Origin of the sequence: Romboutsia ilealis, assembly GCF_900015215.1 — a bacterium.
Taxonomy (GTDB): Bacteria; Bacillota; Clostridia; order Peptostreptococcales; family Peptostreptococcaceae; genus Romboutsia; species Romboutsia ilealis.
Map to the genome: position 1 here is coordinate 1,805,823 of NZ_LN555523.1, position 17,715 is coordinate 1,823,537.

The window sequence follows — 17,715 nt, forward strand, 5'->3', positions numbered from 1 at the left end:
ATATTGCAAAAAAGTGTGCTAATTTTAGCACACTTTTTATTCATTATCATTTTCATAATTTTCTATTGGAGGTAAATCCTCTAATTTTTCTATATTTAATAGCTTTAAAAATTCATCAGTTGTTTTATATATTATAGGTTTACCTATTTTTTCAAGTCTTCCAGCTTCTTTTATAAGATTATTTTCTAAAAGCGTTTGTATTGCCTTATCACTTTTAACCCCTCTTATATCTTCTACTTCAACCTTTGTTATTGGCTGTTTATATGCTATTATAGTTAAAGTTTCTAAAGTTGTTTGAGTCAAACTTTTCTTTTTCTTAGGCTCTAGGACTTTTTTTATAAAACTTGAATAATCTTTATTCGTACACATTTGGTATTTATCTTGTAACTTTATTATTTGTATACCTCTGTTATTCTCCTTATATTCATTTATAAGATTATTTAGCATATATTCTATTTCTTTACTTGATAACTCTTCATTTATTATATCATTTAATTCTTTTATACTAATAGGCTCTGCATAGGCAAACATGACAGCCTCTATAATATGCTTTATATCTTCACGTCTCATTTATAACTCTCCAGATTTTTCTTTATTAAGATATCATCAAAAAATAAATCTTGGTAAACTACTATTTCTCTTGATTTTATAAGTTCTAACACTGATAAAAATGTTGCAATCACTTCATCTTTATCAACATTTTCTATAACTTTTGTAAAACTTACCTCATTATCCCTACTTATGATTTCTCTTATATATGCTATTTTTTCTTCAACAGGTACTATTCTTCCTCTTACTATTTTTTCTAATTTTTCATCTTTCTGAGGTTTATTCTCTTCACTTTTAACTTTTAATATGTATGGAAGTATATTTTTTATAGCATCTATAGATATATCATCCAAATCCATATTATCATCTATTACTATTTCTTCTTTTTTTCTATAATATAAATCATCTACATAAGTTATATTATCTTTTAAATCTTGTGAAGCTAGCTTGAACTTTTTATATTCTTCTAGCTTTTCCATAAGTTCTAAACGTGGATCTTCTACCTCATTGTTATCTTTTTGTTTATATAATAAATATCTAGATTTTATTTCTAATAGTTTTGAGGCCATAGTTATAAACTCACTAGCTACTTCTAAATCCATTTTCTCTAATGCAGTTATATAGTTTATATATTGTTTAGTTATATCTATAATAGATATATCTTTGATATCTATCTTTTGTTTGGATATCATGTCATATAGTAAATCTAGTGGTCCTTCATAAACCTTAAGCTGTACATTATATTTCATCTAAATTACCTCTTAAATTACATAAATAAATATAATATATCCCAAATTACATTTCTTATTGGAGATACAAAAATACTATATGCTCCTGTAATTATTAGAACTAAAAATATTATACTACTCATACTTTCATATTTATAAGCTATTTCATTATACTTATATGGTATAAACGAAGATATTACACCCCATCCATCAAGCGGTGGAAGAGGCAATAAGTTAAATGCAGCAAATCCTACATTGTACACTATAACATATTCCGCTATTAATTTTATTGCAAACATATTTACATGTTTGTCTATAAGTACGCATATTATAGCTGTTATTATATTCGCAGTAACACCTGCTAATGATACTATTACATTTCCTACTTTATAATTTTTAAAATTATTTGGATTTACTGGTACAGGCTTTGCCCATCCTATATGAACAATAAGCATTGCAATTAGACCCATAATATCTAAATGTTTTGCAGGATTTAAAGTCATTCTTCCATACATTTTAGCTGTATCATCACCTAATAGATGTGCCGAGTATGCATGACCAAACTCATGGACAGATATAGCTACTGCTATCGCAACCATACTTGCTAATATAGTACTTAAATTATACATTAATTATCTCTCCTAAATTTCTATTTTAATATTATTATATCAATTTTCTAATTTATAATCAAAACTTTTATAAATACAGAAAGTAATAGGATAAACTATTACTTTCTGTTTCTTTTAGTATATTCAGATTTTAAAATCCTATATGCATCACATTTAACATAAGTTATCTTCATTCCTTTTACTATTTTTTTATCATATGTTTTATAATATTTAAGATTTAAGTGTTCTAACGATTTTCTAGTTCTTTTATTATCCTCATAAGTATTAGCTATTATTCTTTTTATATTGGTACTCGAAAATGCAAATTTAAGTACCTCTCGTCCAAGTTCTGTAGCTATATCATGTCCCCAATAAATAGGGTTTATGCATATACCTATTTCCCCTTCTGTATCATTTTTATCTACATTGTTTAAACCTATATTCCCAATAACTTTATTATTAGATTTATCTACAACTGCAAAATGACCTATTTTTCCTTGTTTATAGTTATCTATAAAAAATGATTTTATAAATCTTTTTGTATCTAATACTGTCTTATGAAAGCTCATAGGTAGATATTTTACTACTTTCGATTGTTTATAGTACTCAAACATGTCATCTGCATCATTTAATCTAACTGGTCTTAACAAATAATTTTTTGTTTCTATTATTGGCATTTGAGGATAAATATCATCAACCATAGCATCTTCCTCCACATACTGATTAATATATTATATGATTAATCTATGTTTATGGTTAATGTAAAAAATGAATAAATTATGATTAATTATTTATTTTGTAAGTTATTATCAAAAAAAGAAGCTAAAAAGCTTCTTTTTTATAACATTTCATCTATAACTCTTTGTAACATTTTTAAGTAACTTGCCTTTTGTATATCTTTTGTATTTACTAAGTCAACTTTACCTACTAAAGTTTTTCCTTGATAAATTTCTACATATCCTAAACTTGTACCTTTTTTAATAGGTATTATTGGATTTTCATTTACTTTTACCTTTCTAGTAAAATCTTTATTTCCACCTTTTTTAATAAGTACACTTAAGTCTTCTTTTGCTACTAAATTTATCTTTTGCTCATCTGCCTTATCTAGTGTAAGTGTAGCTATATTATCATTTTTAGAACATAATTTTACGCTTTCATAATTTGCAAATCCAAAATTTAAAAGACTAGTTGCATCTTTAAATCTTTCAGGTGATGTTTCTGCTCCTAAAGTTACTGCAATTAAATGAGTATCTCCTCTTTTAGCTGAAGCTGATAAACAATATTTAGCCTGTTGAGTAAATCCTGTTTTAACCCCTGTAGCTCCTTGATAATGCTTTATTAATTTATTTGTATTTGCAAGACCTACTGTTGTTTGCTTCTTACCAACTACAACTTGATCCATCCAAGTTGTTAAGTATTTACTTATAACATCATGTTTTAATAATTCTCTAGACATTAAAGCTATATCATGAGCTGATGTATAATGATTCTCTACAGGAAGACCATTAGTATTTACAAAGTTAGTATCTTTCATATTTAATTCTTTAGCTTTAGCATTCATCATATCTACAAAACTCTCTACACTTCCTGCTACATACTCTGCCATAGCAACACATCCATCGTTAGCAGATGCTACAGCTATACCTTTTAATAAAGTATCTACCTTTTGAACTTCACCTGCTTCTAAAAATATTTGACTCCCTCCCATGCTCGCTGCATTTTCACTTATTTGTACGCTATCATCTAAAGTTATTTTTCCAGAATCTAGCGCCTCACAGATTAATAACATTGTCATTACTTTAGTTACACTTGCAGGAGGCAATTTATCATGGGCATTTTTTTCGTAAAGTATTTGTCCACTTCCTACATCCATTAATATAGCTGATTTAGAAGATACACTAAGTGGATCATTGCCTTCATTTGCAAAAGATAAATTCATAGGCATAATTGCAATTACTATAGCCATTATAAAGCTAATTAGTTTTTTCATTAATGTCACCTCTTAATATTTATTTAAATTTATTTTTTCACTATTTATTGTTTTTATTCTAAATGACCAGTCTTAGAAAAACTAGTTCTTTCTTTACTTCTTTTTATTCTTAATTTAGAATTTTCTCTGTTATAACCAAGCTCTATTAAATTTAAAACATCCTCTGGATGCATTTCATATTCTGCAGCAATTTCCATTTTCACTTGTTTTAAAGCCTTTTTTGCATTACTGTCCATTTTAATCCTCCTCTGTTTTAATATTATAAATATATATTTTACCAACATCGTATAATTATAATTGTTATTTTCTGTATATTTATCCTTTTAAAAAATGTGTTCAATTATAATATTAAATATATAAAATATTCGTATAAATTTAATTTCCCTTTTCATATAAATTAATAGTATATATCTATTTAATAAGAATAATTTAGTCAATCTTCAATATAATTGTTAGTATATTTAATATTATAATTAAGAGGTGTTGTATGAATTTTTATGAAAATTTAGAAGATGCTATGAAAAATTTAACTACTAGAGGTGCATTTTTAACCGTTAAAAATAATCAAGACGTAAATACTATGACAATATCATGGGGATATATTGGATTCAGTTGGAATAGACCTTACTTTATAGCTATGGTAAGACCTCAAAGATACACATATGAATTTCTAAAATCTGCTAAAGACTATACTGTAAGCATTCCTTATAGTGATGATATGAGAAAAGCTCTTGCTATATGTGGAACTAAATCTGGTAGAGATATCGATAAGGAAAAAGAAGCTAATATAAAATTTTTAACTTCTAAAACTGTATCATCACCTATAGTAGATAATTGCAATATGTACTATGAGTGCAAAATTACTTATGTCGATAGAATAGAAAAAGATAAATTTCCAGATGAATTAAAGAAAAACTATCCAATTGATGACTATCATTTCTTATATTATGGTGAGATAGTAGACTGTTATACACATTAATTGATATATTAAAAAATTAAATTAATTATATTTTTTATTTAAGATCTATCAATATAAAATTTTAAATTTCTGTTTTCTCATAACTAAAAACTGAGTTAATCTTGGTATTTCAAGCTTAACTCAGTTTTTATTAATATATATTTATTTCTTGCTCTATATTTATAATTTCTGCATCTGTAATATCTTCAATATAATCAATTATATGCTCAATTGTAGAATCGCAGACCTTAGCATCTAAAGCTATACTCGCAATACCTATAGTTATCAAGTTATGTATATCTTGATTTTCTATTTCACCTACAGATATATTAAACTTATTTTGAAGTTTCGCAATTATGCTTTTAACTACCATCCTCTTTTCCTTAAGAGAATGCGCCCAATCAGCTCTAAGGGTAACTTTCATTACTATAATTCTCATAATCTATACCTCTTTTGTATATTTTCCTCTTAATTATATTATACCTATTATAAGACTTAACTATTTATAATCATTTTCTACTGCCTGCGATAATATTTGATTTATATGAGCCATCATAGATGTAAATTGTTGTTCACTATTTAAATATCTAGAAAGTTTTTTATTGTTAAATACTTTCTTTTTTAATGATTCAAATTTAACTGAATTCCTTTTCTGTTCTTTTTGATCATTTACCATAAAATTTTGAATCTTAACTTGATTTAGTTTATACTCAGTTAATAATTTTTCACATTCTGGGTCTTTTTTTACTTCTTGCATATATTTTTTAAACTGTGTATATTCTTTACTACTTTTAATTTCATTAGCCAACTTTGTAGCTGTTTCATATATTGCCATAACTTCCTCCTATAAAAAAAGATTGAATATAATTTATTATATTCAATCTTTTATAATTATACCTCCATTATTATAGGAAGTATCATAGGATTTCTTTTTGTTCTTTGATATAAATATTCTTTTAAGTTTTCTTTTATATTATTTTTTAAATAAGCCCACTCTTTTATATTTCTATCTTCACAGTCTTTTAGTACATCTTTTATTACGTTTTTAGCTCCATCCATTAAATCTTCTGATTCCCTTACATATACAAATCCTCTTGATATTATATCTGGACCTGCTAGAACTCCTCCATCTTCTTTAGATATTGTAACAACAACTATCATAAGACCATCTTCTGATAAATGTTTTCTATCTCTTAATACTATATTCCCTACATCTCCAACGCCTAATCCATCAACTAATACATTTCCTGTTGGTATAGTACCTGTAACTTTAGCTGAGTTCCTATCAATTTCTAAAACATCTCCTGTTTTATTTACAAATATATTTTGACTTGGCATGCCTAACTCTTCTGCTAATTCTGCATGTATTTTAAGCATTCTATATTCACCATGAGCTGGCATAAAGAACTTAGGTCTTACTAATCTATGCATAAGTTTTAATTCTTCTTGCTTTGCATGTCCTGATACATGTATATCAGATTCATCATACACTACTTCAGCACCTTTTTCAAATAAACTATTTATAACTTTTGATATTGATTTCTCATTCCCTGGTATTGGATGAGCTGATATTATTATTAAATCGCCTCTTTTAATTTCTACCTTCTTATGTTCAGCACTTGCCATTCTAGCTAAAGCTGACATTGGCTCACCTTGTGACCCTGTAGTTATTATCACTACTTCACTATCTTCGTATTTAGATATATCATTTAAATCTATTAGCATATTATCAGGTATATTTAAGTATCCTAATTCAGTAGCTACAGCAACTACATTTACCATCGATCTCCCAGATACAGCAATTTTTCTGTTAAATTTCTCCGATGTATTTATTATTTGTTGTAATCTGTGTATGTTAGATGCAAATGTTGCAACTATTATCCTACTATTTGATGCTTTTCTAAATAAATCTTCTAATCCTGCCCCTACTGTTCTTTCTGACATTGTAGAGCCTGGTTGTTCAGCATTTGTACTATCTGCTAATAATAAAAGAACTCCCTTTTTACTCAATTCACATATTCTGTGTATGTCCATAATTTCGCCGTCAATAGGTGTTAAATCTATCTTAAAGTCTCCTGTATGATATATTATTCCTTGGTCTGTGTGAACAGCTATAGAACAAGCATCTGGTATACTATGATTATTTTTTATAAACTCAACTTCCATATGTGAAAGCTTTATAATATCTCTTGGAGATACTACATTTAGTTTAGCATTATTTATCTTATGTTCTTTTAATTTAACTTGTATAAGACCTATACTAAGCTTAGCCCCATATATAGGAACATTTATCTTTTTTAATATATATGGAAGTGCCCCTATATGATCTTCATGACCATGTGTAATAAATATACCTTTTATTTTATCTTTATTTTTTATTAGATAACTTATATCAGGGATAACTACATCTACTCCTAGCATTTCATCGTCTGGGAAACTCATCCCTGCATCTATTACAATTATTTCGTCTTTATACTCAATAACAGTCATGTTTTTGCCTACTTCATTAAGCCCACCTAATGCCATGACTTTTATTTTGTTCGTATTCTTTCTAAACAATCGCATCATCTCCTTCTGTCTATTTAGTTTTCAAACACGTTCTACAGTTTTTTAATAATATCAATCACGTACTATTTACCAGTTATTATCATTGTACCATAATTTTATATATAATTTAAGTAATATTTAAAATACATTTAATGTATTATTTTGACAAATTAAATTTATTTTGATATTCTCAAACTATATTATAAATTTAGGAGGATATATGCGCGGTAAAACCCATTGTACAATAGGCATTTTGAGTACTATCCAAGCTTGTATATTATTTAAGGTACCTATTTCTATATTTAATCTTGTATTGGCTGCTGTATTTTCAATACTTCCCGACTTAGATGAGTCTAACTCCACAATTTCTAATGTATTTTTAAAACAAGATGCATCGAAATTGGTATTAAAAATAGTTATATATATAATTAACTTCGCTATATTTTTTATATCTCTTAAGATAAATAATAATAATTTTTTCTTAAGCTCTATTGTAACATTTATAGCAATAATGATATTAGAATCTAAGCTCAATCATATACTACTTAGAAAAATACTTTTATCTTTAACACTTATACTTTTATCTCTATGCTTACTCTTTATAAAGGTTAAAATATATTTTGTTATTTTATTTTTAATACTAGCGTCTTTTCCATGGCTTAAACATAGAAGTTTTTCACATAGTATATTTGCAATTATTGTAATCTATTTTTTACTTAAGCAAATAGAGATAATATATAATATATCTAATTTATCATTTTTTGGAACTATAGGATATGCAAGTCATTTATTTTTAGGTGATTTATTTACAAAATCTGGGATACCTTTATTTTATCCTATTAGTAATAAGAAATATTCTTTAGGCTATTTTAGAGTGGGAAGCTTTTTTAATAATGCTTTAGAAATTTTAATAATAGTTGTTTTAGTAGGTTCCATTATTTTTTCTACAATAAAAATATAAGTCTCAAAAGAGACTTATATTCTATTATTATTTTTTACAATCTTCACATAATCCATAGAACTTTACATCATGATCTATTATATCAAATTTATATATTTCTTGAATTTTATTTTCTATACTCTCTAATAAATCTTCTTGTACTTCTATTATCTTTGAACAATTTTTACATATTAGATGATGATGATTATGACATTCATTTTTATTTAAACTAATTTCATATCTTATACATCCATCATCTAAATTTAATTTTGAAATTACTCCAATTTCATCTAATAGTTGCATAGTTCTATAAACTGTAGCTAGTCCAATTTCAGGACAATCAACTCTAACTAAATCATATATTTGCTCACTACTTAAGTGTTCTGTATTATGTTTTAGCAAAATATCTATTACAGCTCTTCTTTGAGGAGTTATTTTAAATCCCGTTTCTCTTAATTTTTCTTTTAATATATCCATAGTAGTCATACTAATCACCCTTATTTTCAAATGATAATCTTTATTAAATATTGTAATTGATAATATATTTATTGTCAATTGCAATATTTTAATTATACCCATTAATTGCTATATATAAACTGATGTAATAACTCTATATTTTTATTTTTATTCCATTTAACTACATAAGTGCCGTTTTCACCGATTCTGCCCTCTTCTCTGTACTCTGATATAGGAAATTCTAATTGACTTATATCATAACTTGCTAACTCATGGGCCGTAAATGCTAAATCTATTATCTTATTAAATGCTATGTTAACTTTTACATATCTTAAGATACTTTTCGCAATTTGAGGATATTTACTTATAGAAACATCAGATAATTTATGCGCTATATTAGTTAATATCATTCTCTGTCTTTCATCCCTTTTATATATCGTATCTAATTTTCTTATTCTAGCATAAGCGAGGGCTTGATATCCATTTAAATTATGATTTCCACTACTTGTTATATACTCTATATCCTTATCCTCATCATGAGTTACCCCATAACAAGCTTTTATTACTTCATTCAGATGATTTATCTCTTTTTCTTTAACTTCAATATCCACTCCACCTATTATGTCTACTATATCAATAAATGATTTAAAGTTTACTACGGCATAATCTTTTAGGTCTAAATCAAAGTTTTCATTTATAGTTTGCATTAATAGTTCCTCTTGCCCATATGCATAGGCATGAGTTAATTTTTCTTCTCCTCTTCCTGGAATTTTAACTAAAGTATCTCTCGCTAAAGATGTAAGCTTTAAAGATTTATTTAACTTATCTATAGTTAATATTATCATCGTATCAGATCTTTTAGGAAGTTTGTCATTAGTTCCATCTAATCCTATTAAAAGAATATTCTCTACCATTTTATATTCTTTCATTTCACTTTCACTAAAACCATATACATTAAAAGTAGATACTAAACTAATTAATAATAATAATAAAATTAATCCCTTTTTTTTCACCTTTTTAACTCCTTCCTAATCAATTTTTAAGTATTTTTCCCTAAATATAATAAATTTACGCATGAAAAAAGACTTCCCAAAATTTAATTTGAAAAGTCTTTTTTACTAATTATTCTTCATCGAAGTTTAATCCTTCTTCTTCCATTAATGTATTGTATACATCTACAACTATTTCGTATTCTTTATCATCTTCTAACGGAACTAATATTTCACCTTGTTCATCTTGGTCTATTCTAAATACTAATGCTTCTTCAGCTTCTTCTTCCTCAACTGGCATTAATATAGCATATTCTTTACCTTCAGCTTCTAGTGTTAATATTATTTCAAATTGGCTTTCTACACCATTTTCATCTATTAAGTTTATTATATTTTCTTGCATGCCTTTTCACCTCTGTTTTATTTATTAATTATATTATATATTATAAAACTATAAATTTATATATATTTTAAAAATTTCTTTGTCTATCTAAGTATCCTTGTAATATTATCACCGCTGCAACCATATCTATTACACCTTTTCTATTTTCTCTTCTTACATTACCTTGTATAAGAGTTCTTTCAGCGGCCACTGTAGATAATCGTTCATCCCAATATTCTATCTTTATACCTGTTTCTTCCTCTAATAGCTCACAAAATTTTATAACCTTTTCACCTTGAGGTCCTAATGTTCCATTCATATTTTTAGGAAGCCCTGAAACTATTTTATTAACTTGTCTTTCTTTTATTATCTCTTTCAATGCTTCTATATCTTTTTTCTTTCCTACTCTTTTTATAGTCTTAACTCCTTGAGCTGTAAGTCCCATTAGATCACTTACAGCAACTCCAATAGTTTTGTCTCCTACATCAAGTCCCATTATTCTTCCGTCTAGCATATTACTTCTCCTCATTCAATTTTATAAATTTCAATATAAAACTATATTCTTATTTAATTTATCCATACAATATTTTATTAATACATTTATTATACATAACATTATATACTATAAATAAAAAATTCGCTTCGCTTGAGCGACGTGTCGGCGAAACACTTCATGTCGCCAACGACTTCGTCCGTTGCTCAAAATATTTTTACACTAAAAATTAATATATTTATATAAATATGTTTACTAAGTTATCCAAAATTATCAATATAATATAATCTTCTTAAGCGTAAAAATTAGTCAGGATATTTAACCTGACTAATTTTATTAATCATTTTCTTTATTTTCAAGCACTAACATATTAATACTTATTATTATAAGAGGTATTAATACATAAATAGATGCTGTAGATGCCGCAACTATTCCTGAATCATTTACTAAAAGTGTTACCATACATCCTATCATAGAAGCTATAAATCCTTTAAATATAATAGGATATCTTTTAGCTATCATTCTAATTTGCTTAGGAGGCTTAATTATAAATATTCCTATTATAAATATTCCTGCTAATAGTATATTTACCCATACACTAGTTTGAGCTAATTTAACATTCATACTTATTTTTCTAGCAAAAGTTTGTATTATAGTACTTGGTCCATTTAGTAATATTTGTTGTACAAATAGTCCTAAATGAGACTCACTTCCTGATACTATGTCCAAAAATGCAAATATACCAACTACTCCAACTACTGATATGCATATCAAGATTACTTTCTTAAAATCTAATTTAATGTCAAATATAAGCATTATAAATAATAAATATGCTGCAGTCTGAGAGATAGCTCCACCAACATTGGCACCCATAGTAGGATATGCACTAGTTATTAGTATCAATATTGACGCTATTACTATTGACCATTTCGGAAGCTTTTTATTATAGTTTAATAATATTGCAAATGCAAATATAGGACTTGCTATAGATACACCCTCATATTCATTTCCTACACCATAATATCTAGCTCCAACAATGGCATCGTAACTCATTATGCTATTTTTCATAAGGTAACTTCCAGACATGCAATCTACTACAATTACTACAATAGTTACCAATGCAAAGAATCCCATTTGCTTTAAATCATCTTTAAATAAAAGTCTACCTAATAGGTATAAGACAAGTGTTGTTATAATTATACCTATAGTCATCGATACAGGCGTCTTAAAATTAAATATTGGAGCTAATAAAAATACTAAAGGCATTATTATACCTAACTTTATAAACTCTTTTAATACACCAAATACTTTTTCTTTATTCGGTATACGATTTCTAAATAATATAGCTACCATACCTATAACCCAAGATACAGATACAACTCCTACAAAAGTGTTTACAACATTTGCTCTTATACTAGACACTGTTGCCATTTTTTCTAATTCATGTGATAAGAAGTCTAAATTATCATCTTGTTGTATTAAACTATATGCTCTACCTACCATAGCTTCATTTTTTAATCCAAATTCATTAAGTATATCTACACCTACGTCTATATTAGCTACTATACCATCTCTTCTTGTTGTAGATGAAGATAATAATCCTTTTTTATTTCCTTTAAATTTTACAATTGGAGATAATCTTTCTTTGTTTTTATAAGCTAATTTACTCGGAAAAGAACTTGCTATATAAACAACATCATTTTCTCCTACCATATCAAATACTGATTTTAAATATTGACTTATATTGTTATATATAGTTTTCTTCATTTTAGAATAAGTTTTTTCATTTAAATAACCTTTATATTGGTCTAATCTATATGTATCTCCTAAATCCACAAATAAAGCATCATTATTTTCATATAATGCCTTAGTTTCTTTAGTTAGTTTATCGTAATCAGTTCTTATTCCAAATGGCATTGTATCATCTTCTATATTGATATCATCAATATTTCCATCTTCAACTCTACCGTAGTTATCCATAGCTATTAAACATATATTTCTATTTTCTTTTACTTCATCATTTTCTACAGTATCGCTATTTCCTAAAACTGCAACCTTAAAATTATTATCTGATAAAGTTTGTCCAAGTGAACCTAATGTAGATCCATATTGTCCCTTTGCTTCATTTTCATTTAATGATTGATTTATTGCTAAATCATTTATTTTTTTTGAACTTTGTCCTGTTACTGCCTTGTATATAATTGTATTTTCTTTCGTCGCTTCTTTAAAATTTATATATGAGTCAGATGCTAAGTTTACTCTTCCTCCAGCACCCATACTTGCCAGTGACCGATTATCATCTGTACCTTGGTCACCTCTTATGTTCATTAAACCCATATATCCTCTTTTTTCTAGCTCAGTCTTCAAACTATGTATATCTTGCATTGATTCTAGAGTAGTTCTATTCATATTTATAAATATAACTTTGCCACTTTCAGCAGCAAAGCTATATTTAGGAATAGAAACTATAAGTACCATCACTACAAGTAGCATTGATACGAGTTTCCTTTTCATAAGTTTTAACCTACTTTCTATTTAAATAATATTGGATTACTTCTTCAAGTATTTCATCTCTTTCAAACTTTTTAATTATAGTTCTTGCATTTTTGTACCCAGTTATATAACTAGAGTCTCCTGAAAGAAGATATCCTATAATTTGATTTATCGGGTTATATCCTTTTTCTAATAGTGCCTCATTTACAAAATCTAGTGCTTGTGAAACACTCATTTTATCTTCTGATATTCCTTCAAATTTCATAGTGTAGTCTAAATCTTTATTCATTTTTAACCCCCCTTAAAATATGAGTTACTTAACTTGTGATTTTAAAACTTCACTTGCATGATTTAAAGCTTCATCAACCTTAGAAACATCTGGCGCACCAGCTTGAGCCATATTAGGTCTTCCTCCACCTTTTCCGCCAGCAACTTGTGCTATAGCTTTAACTATATTTCCACAGTGAACACCTTTATCTACTGCATCTTTAGTTGATGTAACAACAAGATTTAGCTTATCATCAACTATATTAGCAAGTACCACAACACCGCTTACTAATTTATCTCTTAAGTTATCTGCAACTTCTTTTAAAGTATTCATATCCATACCTTCAAATTTAGTAGTTATTAGATTAACTCCATTTACATCTACTTTAGAATCAAGTACTGAGTCTATTGCTTGTAAGCTCATCTTAGTTTTCATATCATGTAATTCTTTTGATAATGATTTATTTTCTTCTATTAGAGAAGTTACTTTTTGAGATAAACTATCTTCTTTAGTTTTTAAGTTTGAACATACATTAGATATTACTTCTTCTTTTTCTTTTAAGTAATTATAAACTGCTCTACCTGTTATAGCTTCTATTCTTCTAACACCTGCAGCTACTCCACCTTCAGATAATATTTTAAACATACCTATTTGAGAAGTATTAGTTAAGTGAGTACCTCCACAAAGTTCTATTGAATAGTCTCCCATAGAAACAACTCTTACTTCATCACCATATTTTTCACCGAATAAAGCCATCGCTCCTTTATTTTTTGCATCATTTATACTCATATTTTCACAAGTTATATTTAAAGATTCAAGTATTACATTATTCACTTTTTCTTCTATAACTTTTAATTCTTCCTTAGTTATAGCTTCAAAATGAGTTACGTCAAATCTTAATCTTTCTGAAGTAACAAGTGATCCTGCTTGGTTAACGTGATCTCCTAAAACTTCTTTTAATGCTTTATGAAGTAAGTGCGTAGCACTGTGGTTTCTAGCAGATGCCATTCTTATTTCTTTATCTACTATTGTAGATAATTTTTCTCCAGTATTTATCATACCACTTTTTACTAATCCTATATGCTTAATAGTATTGTTAGCACCTTTTTTAGTATCTATTACTTCAACTACTATATCTTCATTTTTATTTACTAAAAGTCCAGCATCCCCAGCTTGTCCCCCACCTTCTGGGTAGAATGTAGTTTGATCTAATACGACAACAACTTTATCTCCAGCTACAGCTGACTCTACTATTTCATTATCTTTAACTATAGCTTTTATTATTCCTGAATTTTCTAACTCATTATATCCTTCAAAAGTACTTGCTACTGAAGAGTCTAGTTTTGATAATGGATCTTCTTTCCAACTTTCTCCATCCATATTTCCTCTAGCGCTTCTAGCTCTTTCTCTTTGTTTATTCATTTCTTCGTTGAAAGCTTCTTCATCTATTGATAAATGCTCTTCCTCTAATATTTCTTTTGTTAAGTCTACTGGGAATCCATAAGTGTCATATAATTTAAATGCATTTTCTCCACTTAAAGTAGTTTCTCCATTTTTCTTTAACTGTGCTATATAAGAAGCTAATATTTCCATACCTTGCTCTATAGTTTCATTGAACTTTTCTTCTTCTATTCTTATAACTTTTTTGATATAGTTTTCTTTTTCTACTAATTCTGGATAAGCTTCTCCACTTACTTTTATAACTTCATCAACTAATTTATATAAGAAGTTTTCTTTTATTCCTAATAATTTACCATGACGTGCTGCTCTTCTTAATAATCTTCTAAGAACATATCCTCTACCTTCATTTGATGGTAATACTCCATCTGCAACTAAGAAACTTACAGCTCTTATATGGTCAGTTATTATTCTTATTGATACGTCAGTTTTTCCACCTTTTCCGTATTTAACACCAGCCATATTTTCAACAGTATTTAATATATGCTTTATAGTATCTACGTCAAATATTGTATCAACACCTTGCATTATACAAGCCATTCTTTCTAGACCCATTCCTGTATCTATATTTTTATGTTCTAATTGTCCGTAGTTACCTTCTTCATCTCTATCAAATTGAGTAAATACATGGTTCCAGAATTCTAAATATCTATCACAGTCACATCCTGGTTTACAGTCTGGATTATCACATCCATATTCTTCTCCTCTATCGAAGTATAATTCTGAACATGGTCCACAAGGCCCTATACCTATCTCCCAAAAGTTATCATCTTTTCCAAGTCTAACTATTCTCTCTTTTGGTATCTTTATTTGATTTTCCCATATTTCAAAAGCTTCATCATCTTCTTCATATACAGTTACCCATACTTTTTCTTGAGGTATATTTAAGTGTTGTGTAACAAACTCCCATCCCCAAGTTATAGACTGCTCTTTGAAGTAGTCTCCAAATGAAAAGTTACCTAACATTTCAAAGAAAGTACCATGTCTAGCAGTCTTTCCTACATTTTCTATATCTCCTGTTCTTATACACTTTTGGCAAGTCGTCATTCTAACGCTTGGTGGAACTTCTACACCTGCAAAGTAATTTTTAAGCGGAGCCATACCTGAGTTTATAAGTAATAAACTTTTATCATTGTGTGGTACTAAAGAAGCACTTTCTTTTAAGTAGTGATCCTTAGATTCAAAGAATTTTAAAAATTTACTTCTAATTTCATTTAATCCCATTTGTTGCATCTTAAATTTCCTCCTGTTTATATATATCTTTTGTTTTTAATTCTAAATTTACTTTTACTTTAACTATTCAGTAAATTAAACCATTTGTATAATAAAATACATAAGGCTCATTATTAAAATTTAGCAATTGGAATTTATAAATAAATTCTGTATAATAAAAAAACCCGCGCCTATAAAAACTTATAGGGGCGAGGATTATATTCGCGGTACCACCCTAATTATCACAATAAATTATGACATCTTCGGAAAACCTTAGCTATAACGGAACTACCGTCAATCCATACTATTACTTCAGAATTGATACTCAAAGACTGCTTCAACTATTCTATTCTAAGGGGCTTCCACCAATCCCCTCTCTCTGTAAGACATCAAATAGTTTACTATTTCTTATCTCTGTATTTAATAAATTTAATTTTATACTTATAATATAAACTTTAAATTATATTTTAACTATATATGTTATATTACTAAATTTTGTGTAATTAATCAATAGTATAAATTATATTGATTTTTAATTTTATTAGCAGATTATTCCTCCACCAACCACAACATCTCCATTATACATTACAACAGATTGACCTTTAGTTATCGCCCTTTGAGGTTCATCAAATACTAGTTTTATCTTATTATCATCTAATTTGTATAATGTAGCTGGAGATGGCTTAGCCGAATATCTTATTTTAGCTTCTACTCTAACCGGTTCTGTTATTTCATCAAATGCTATAAGATTAACATCTTTTGCTATAACAACTTTATTAAATAAATCCTCATTATCTCCTAATACTACAGTGTTTTTCTTAGCATTTATATCAACAACAAACATAGGTTTTCCAAAAGCTATACCTAAGCCTTTTCTTTGACCTATAGTATAGTTTACTATACCTTTATGTTTTCCTAAAACATTACCTTTAGTATCTACAAAATAGCCTTCTTCAATTCTTTTTTTAGAATGTTTTTTAACGTATCCAGCATAATCATTATCTTTTACAAAGCATATTTCTTGACTATCTGGCTTATTATGCACATCTATTCCTATTTCTTTTGCTATTTCTCTTACCCTTTCCTTTTCATAGTCACCTATAGGAAGTAATGTATGTTCTAACTGTTCTTGAGTTAAATTATATAGCGCATAAGTTTGATCTTTCTTATCTGTAACAGACTTTTTAAGCAGGTACCTTCCTGTTTTTTCATCCTTTTCTATTTTAGCATAATGCCCTGTAGCTACATAATCACATCCTATTTGGCGAGCTTTGTTAAAGAAGTCATCAAATTTTATATGCTTATTGCAAGCTATACAAGGATTTGGAGTTCTACCATTTAAATACTCATCTATAAATGGCTCTATTACTTTTTGTTTAAATACATCACTAAAATTTAATACATAAAAAGGTATACCTATTCTATCTGCAACTCTTCTTGCATCTTCAACAGCAGCTAATGAACAACATCCACCTTCGTTCTCTATAAGTTCATCATCATCATCTTGCCATAGCTTCATAGTAACCCCTATTACATCATATCCTTGCTCTTTTAAAAGATATGCTGCAACAGAACTATCTACTCCACCACTCATACCGATCATTACTCTTTTTTTCATTTCGTCACCTTCTCTTTGGAATTTGC

General features: G+C 27.7%; 19 protein-coding genes and 1 other annotated feature. Of the genes, 2 read left to right on the forward strand and 17 right to left on the reverse strand.

Features of this window, described 5'->3' with window-relative positions:
• Window positions 1-36: 36 nt before the first annotated feature.
• The 6 genes from scpB to CRIB_RS08495 all read right to left on the reverse strand — a co-directional run bounded on the left by scpB (window position 37) and on the right by CRIB_RS08495 (window position 4,111).
• On the reverse strand, window positions 37-570 hold the full coding sequence (scpB, locus tag CRIB_RS08470) for an SMC-Scp complex subunit ScpB (protein ID WP_180701952.1): 534 nt from the start codon (window positions 568-570) through the stop codon (window positions 37-39).
• Window positions 567-1,298, reverse strand: a complete 732-nt coding sequence (locus tag CRIB_RS08475) for a segregation and condensation protein A (RefSeq protein WP_180701953.1) — start codon at window positions 1,296-1,298, stop codon at window positions 567-569. The genes scpB and CRIB_RS08475 overlap by 4 nt, the downstream gene beginning before the upstream one ends.
• Before the next feature lie 17 nt (window positions 1,299-1,315).
• Window positions 1,316-1,906 carry a site-2 protease family protein gene (locus CRIB_RS08480; protein ID WP_180701954.1) on the reverse strand — a complete coding sequence of 197 codons (591 nt, stop codon included), beginning with the start codon at window positions 1,904-1,906 and terminating at the stop codon, window positions 1,316-1,318.
• Between the two features lie 98 nt (window positions 1,907-2,004).
• Window positions 2,005-2,586 carry a GNAT family N-acetyltransferase gene (locus tag CRIB_RS08485; protein ID WP_180701955.1) on the reverse strand — a complete coding sequence of 194 codons (582 nt, stop codon included), beginning with the start codon at window positions 2,584-2,586 and terminating at the stop codon, window positions 2,005-2,007.
• 137 nt (window positions 2,587-2,723) lie between these two features.
• Complete coding sequence (locus CRIB_RS08490) at window positions 2,724-3,875, reverse strand: D-alanyl-D-alanine carboxypeptidase family protein (protein WP_180701956.1); 1,152 nt, start codon at window positions 3,873-3,875, stop codon at window positions 2,724-2,726.
• A 53-nt stretch (window positions 3,876-3,928) separates the two neighbouring features.
• Entirely contained in the window at window positions 3,929-4,111 is a 183-nt protein-coding gene (locus CRIB_RS08495) for a CD1290 family small acid-soluble spore protein (RefSeq protein WP_180701957.1), read from the reverse strand.
• A 251-nt stretch (window positions 4,112-4,362) separates the two neighbouring features.
• Here CRIB_RS08495 and CRIB_RS08500 point away from each other — a divergent pair, with 251 nt between their 5' ends.
• Entirely contained in the window at window positions 4,363-4,854 is a 492-nt protein-coding gene (locus CRIB_RS08500) for a flavin reductase family protein (RefSeq protein ID WP_180701958.1), read from the forward strand.
• A 130-nt stretch (window positions 4,855-4,984) separates the two neighbouring features.
• Here CRIB_RS08500 and CRIB_RS08505 read toward each other — a convergent pair whose 3' ends face one another.
• From CRIB_RS08505 to CRIB_RS08515, 3 genes are read right to left on the reverse strand one after another with little or no spacing between them, the layout of a single operon-like run.
• Window positions 4,985-5,272: a DUF503 domain-containing protein gene (locus CRIB_RS08505; protein WP_180701959.1), complete on the reverse strand. Its 288-nt coding sequence runs from the start codon at window positions 5,270-5,272 to the stop codon at window positions 4,985-4,987.
• A 60-nt stretch (window positions 5,273-5,332) separates the two neighbouring features.
• The gene (locus CRIB_RS08510; RefSeq protein ID WP_180701960.1) at window positions 5,333-5,668 is read right to left on the reverse strand and encodes a YlbF family regulator; all 336 of its coding nucleotides are present in this window, start codon (window positions 5,666-5,668) and stop codon (window positions 5,333-5,335) included.
• A gap of 56 nt (window positions 5,669-5,724) precedes the next feature.
• A complete protein-coding gene (locus CRIB_RS08515) occupies window positions 5,725-7,398 on the reverse strand; it encodes a ribonuclease J (RefSeq protein ID WP_180703703.1) in 1,674 nt (557 codons plus the stop codon).
• Window positions 7,399-7,600: 202 nt separating this feature from the next.
• Between CRIB_RS08515 and CRIB_RS08520 the strand changes: the two genes are divergently transcribed.
• The gene (locus tag CRIB_RS08520; RefSeq protein WP_180701961.1) at window positions 7,601-8,341 is read left to right on the forward strand and encodes a metal-dependent hydrolase; all 741 of its coding nucleotides are present in this window, start codon (window positions 7,601-7,603) and stop codon (window positions 8,339-8,341) included.
• 27 nt (window positions 8,342-8,368) lie between these two features.
• On the opposite strand, the gene CRIB_RS08525 is transcribed toward CRIB_RS08520, so the two are convergent.
• The 8 genes from CRIB_RS08525 to mnmA form a co-directional block, all read right to left on the reverse strand.
• Window positions 8,369-8,806, reverse strand: a complete 438-nt coding sequence (locus CRIB_RS08525) for a Fur family transcriptional regulator (protein WP_180701962.1) — start codon at window positions 8,804-8,806, stop codon at window positions 8,369-8,371.
• A gap of 92 nt (window positions 8,807-8,898) precedes the next feature.
• Complete coding sequence (locus CRIB_RS08530; RefSeq protein WP_180701963.1) at window positions 8,899-9,789, reverse strand: LCP family protein; 891 nt, start codon at window positions 9,787-9,789, stop codon at window positions 8,899-8,901.
• Between the two features lie 109 nt (window positions 9,790-9,898).
• On the reverse strand, window positions 9,899-10,168 hold the full coding sequence (locus tag CRIB_RS08535) for a DUF1292 domain-containing protein (protein ID WP_071119749.1): 270 nt from the start codon (window positions 10,166-10,168) through the stop codon (window positions 9,899-9,901).
• Between the two features lie 67 nt (window positions 10,169-10,235).
• On the reverse strand, window positions 10,236-10,661 hold the full coding sequence (gene ruvX, locus CRIB_RS08540; RefSeq protein ID WP_071119748.1) for a Holliday junction resolvase RuvX: 426 nt from the start codon (window positions 10,659-10,661) through the stop codon (window positions 10,236-10,238).
• Window positions 10,662-10,976: 315 nt separating this feature from the next.
• Complete coding sequence (locus CRIB_RS08545) at window positions 10,977-13,154, reverse strand: hypothetical protein (RefSeq protein WP_180701964.1); 2,178 nt, start codon at window positions 13,152-13,154, stop codon at window positions 10,977-10,979.
• A gap of 10 nt (window positions 13,155-13,164) precedes the next feature.
• Window positions 13,165-13,422: an IreB family regulatory phosphoprotein gene (locus CRIB_RS08550; protein ID WP_180701965.1), complete on the reverse strand. Its 258-nt coding sequence runs from the start codon at window positions 13,420-13,422 to the stop codon at window positions 13,165-13,167.
• A gap of 24 nt (window positions 13,423-13,446) precedes the next feature.
• A complete protein-coding gene (alaS, locus tag CRIB_RS08555; protein WP_180701966.1) occupies window positions 13,447-16,092 on the reverse strand; it encodes an alanine--tRNA ligase in 2,646 nt (881 codons plus the stop codon).
• A 181-nt stretch (window positions 16,093-16,273) separates the two neighbouring features.
• Window positions 16,274-16,495 (reverse strand) — a binding site (T-box leader).
• A gap of 117 nt (window positions 16,496-16,612) precedes the next feature.
• Window positions 16,613-17,689: a tRNA 2-thiouridine(34) synthase MnmA gene (gene mnmA, locus CRIB_RS08560; RefSeq protein ID WP_180701967.1), complete on the reverse strand. Its 1,077-nt coding sequence runs from the start codon at window positions 17,687-17,689 to the stop codon at window positions 16,613-16,615.
• Window positions 17,690-17,715: the final 26 nt, after the last annotated feature.

Excerpts from the sequence above, each read along its gene's own strand:
- scpB (WP_180701952.1), bottom strand. The coding sequence starts at position 570 with ATGAGACGTGAAGATATAAAGCATATTATAGAGGCTGTCATGTTTGCC.
- CRIB_RS08475 (WP_180701953.1), bottom strand. The coding sequence starts at position 1,298 with ATGAAATATAATGTACAGCTTAAGGTTTATGAAGGACCACTAGATTTA.
- CRIB_RS08480 (WP_180701954.1), bottom strand. The coding sequence starts at position 1,906 with ATGTATAATTTAAGTACTATATTAGCAAGTATGGTTGCGATAGCAGTA.
- CRIB_RS08485 (WP_180701955.1), bottom strand. The coding sequence starts at position 2,586 with ATGGTTGATGATATTTATCCTCAAATGCCAATAATAGAAACAAAAAAT.
- CRIB_RS08490 (WP_180701956.1), bottom strand. The coding sequence starts at position 3,875 with ATGAAAAAACTAATTAGCTTTATAATGGCTATAGTAATTGCAATTATG.
- CRIB_RS08495 (WP_180701957.1), bottom strand. The coding sequence starts at position 4,111 with ATGGACAGTAATGCAAAAAAGGCTTTAAAACAAGTGAAAATGGAAATT.
- CRIB_RS08500 (WP_180701958.1), top strand. The coding sequence starts at position 4,363 with ATGAATTTTTATGAAAATTTAGAAGATGCTATGAAAAATTTAACTACT.
- CRIB_RS08505 (WP_180701959.1), bottom strand. The coding sequence starts at position 5,272 with ATGAGAATTATAGTAATGAAAGTTACCCTTAGAGCTGATTGGGCGCAT.
- CRIB_RS08510 (WP_180701960.1), bottom strand. The coding sequence starts at position 5,668 with ATGGCAATATATGAAACAGCTACAAAGTTGGCTAATGAAATTAAAAGT.
- CRIB_RS08515 (WP_180703703.1), bottom strand. The coding sequence starts at position 7,398 with ATGCGATTGTTTAGAAAGAATACGAACAAAATAAAAGTCATGGCATTA.
- CRIB_RS08520 (WP_180701961.1), top strand. The coding sequence starts at position 7,601 with ATGCGCGGTAAAACCCATTGTACAATAGGCATTTTGAGTACTATCCAA.
- CRIB_RS08525 (WP_180701962.1), bottom strand. The coding sequence starts at position 8,806 with ATGACTACTATGGATATATTAAAAGAAAAATTAAGAGAAACGGGATTT.
- CRIB_RS08535 (WP_071119749.1), bottom strand. The coding sequence starts at position 10,168 with ATGCAAGAAAATATAATAAACTTAATAGATGAAAATGGTGTAGAAAGC.
- ruvX (WP_071119748.1), bottom strand. The coding sequence starts at position 10,661 with ATGCTAGACGGAAGAATAATGGGACTTGATGTAGGAGACAAAACTATT.
- CRIB_RS08545 (WP_180701964.1), bottom strand. The coding sequence starts at position 13,154 with ATGAAAAGGAAACTCGTATCAATGCTACTTGTAGTGATGGTACTTATA.
- CRIB_RS08550 (WP_180701965.1), bottom strand. The coding sequence starts at position 13,422 with ATGAATAAAGATTTAGACTACACTATGAAATTTGAAGGAATATCAGAA.
- alaS (WP_180701966.1), bottom strand. The coding sequence starts at position 16,092 with ATGCAACAAATGGGATTAAATGAAATTAGAAGTAAATTTTTAAAATTC.
- mnmA (WP_180701967.1), bottom strand. The coding sequence starts at position 17,689 with ATGAAAAAAAGAGTAATGATCGGTATGAGTGGTGGAGTAGATAGTTCT.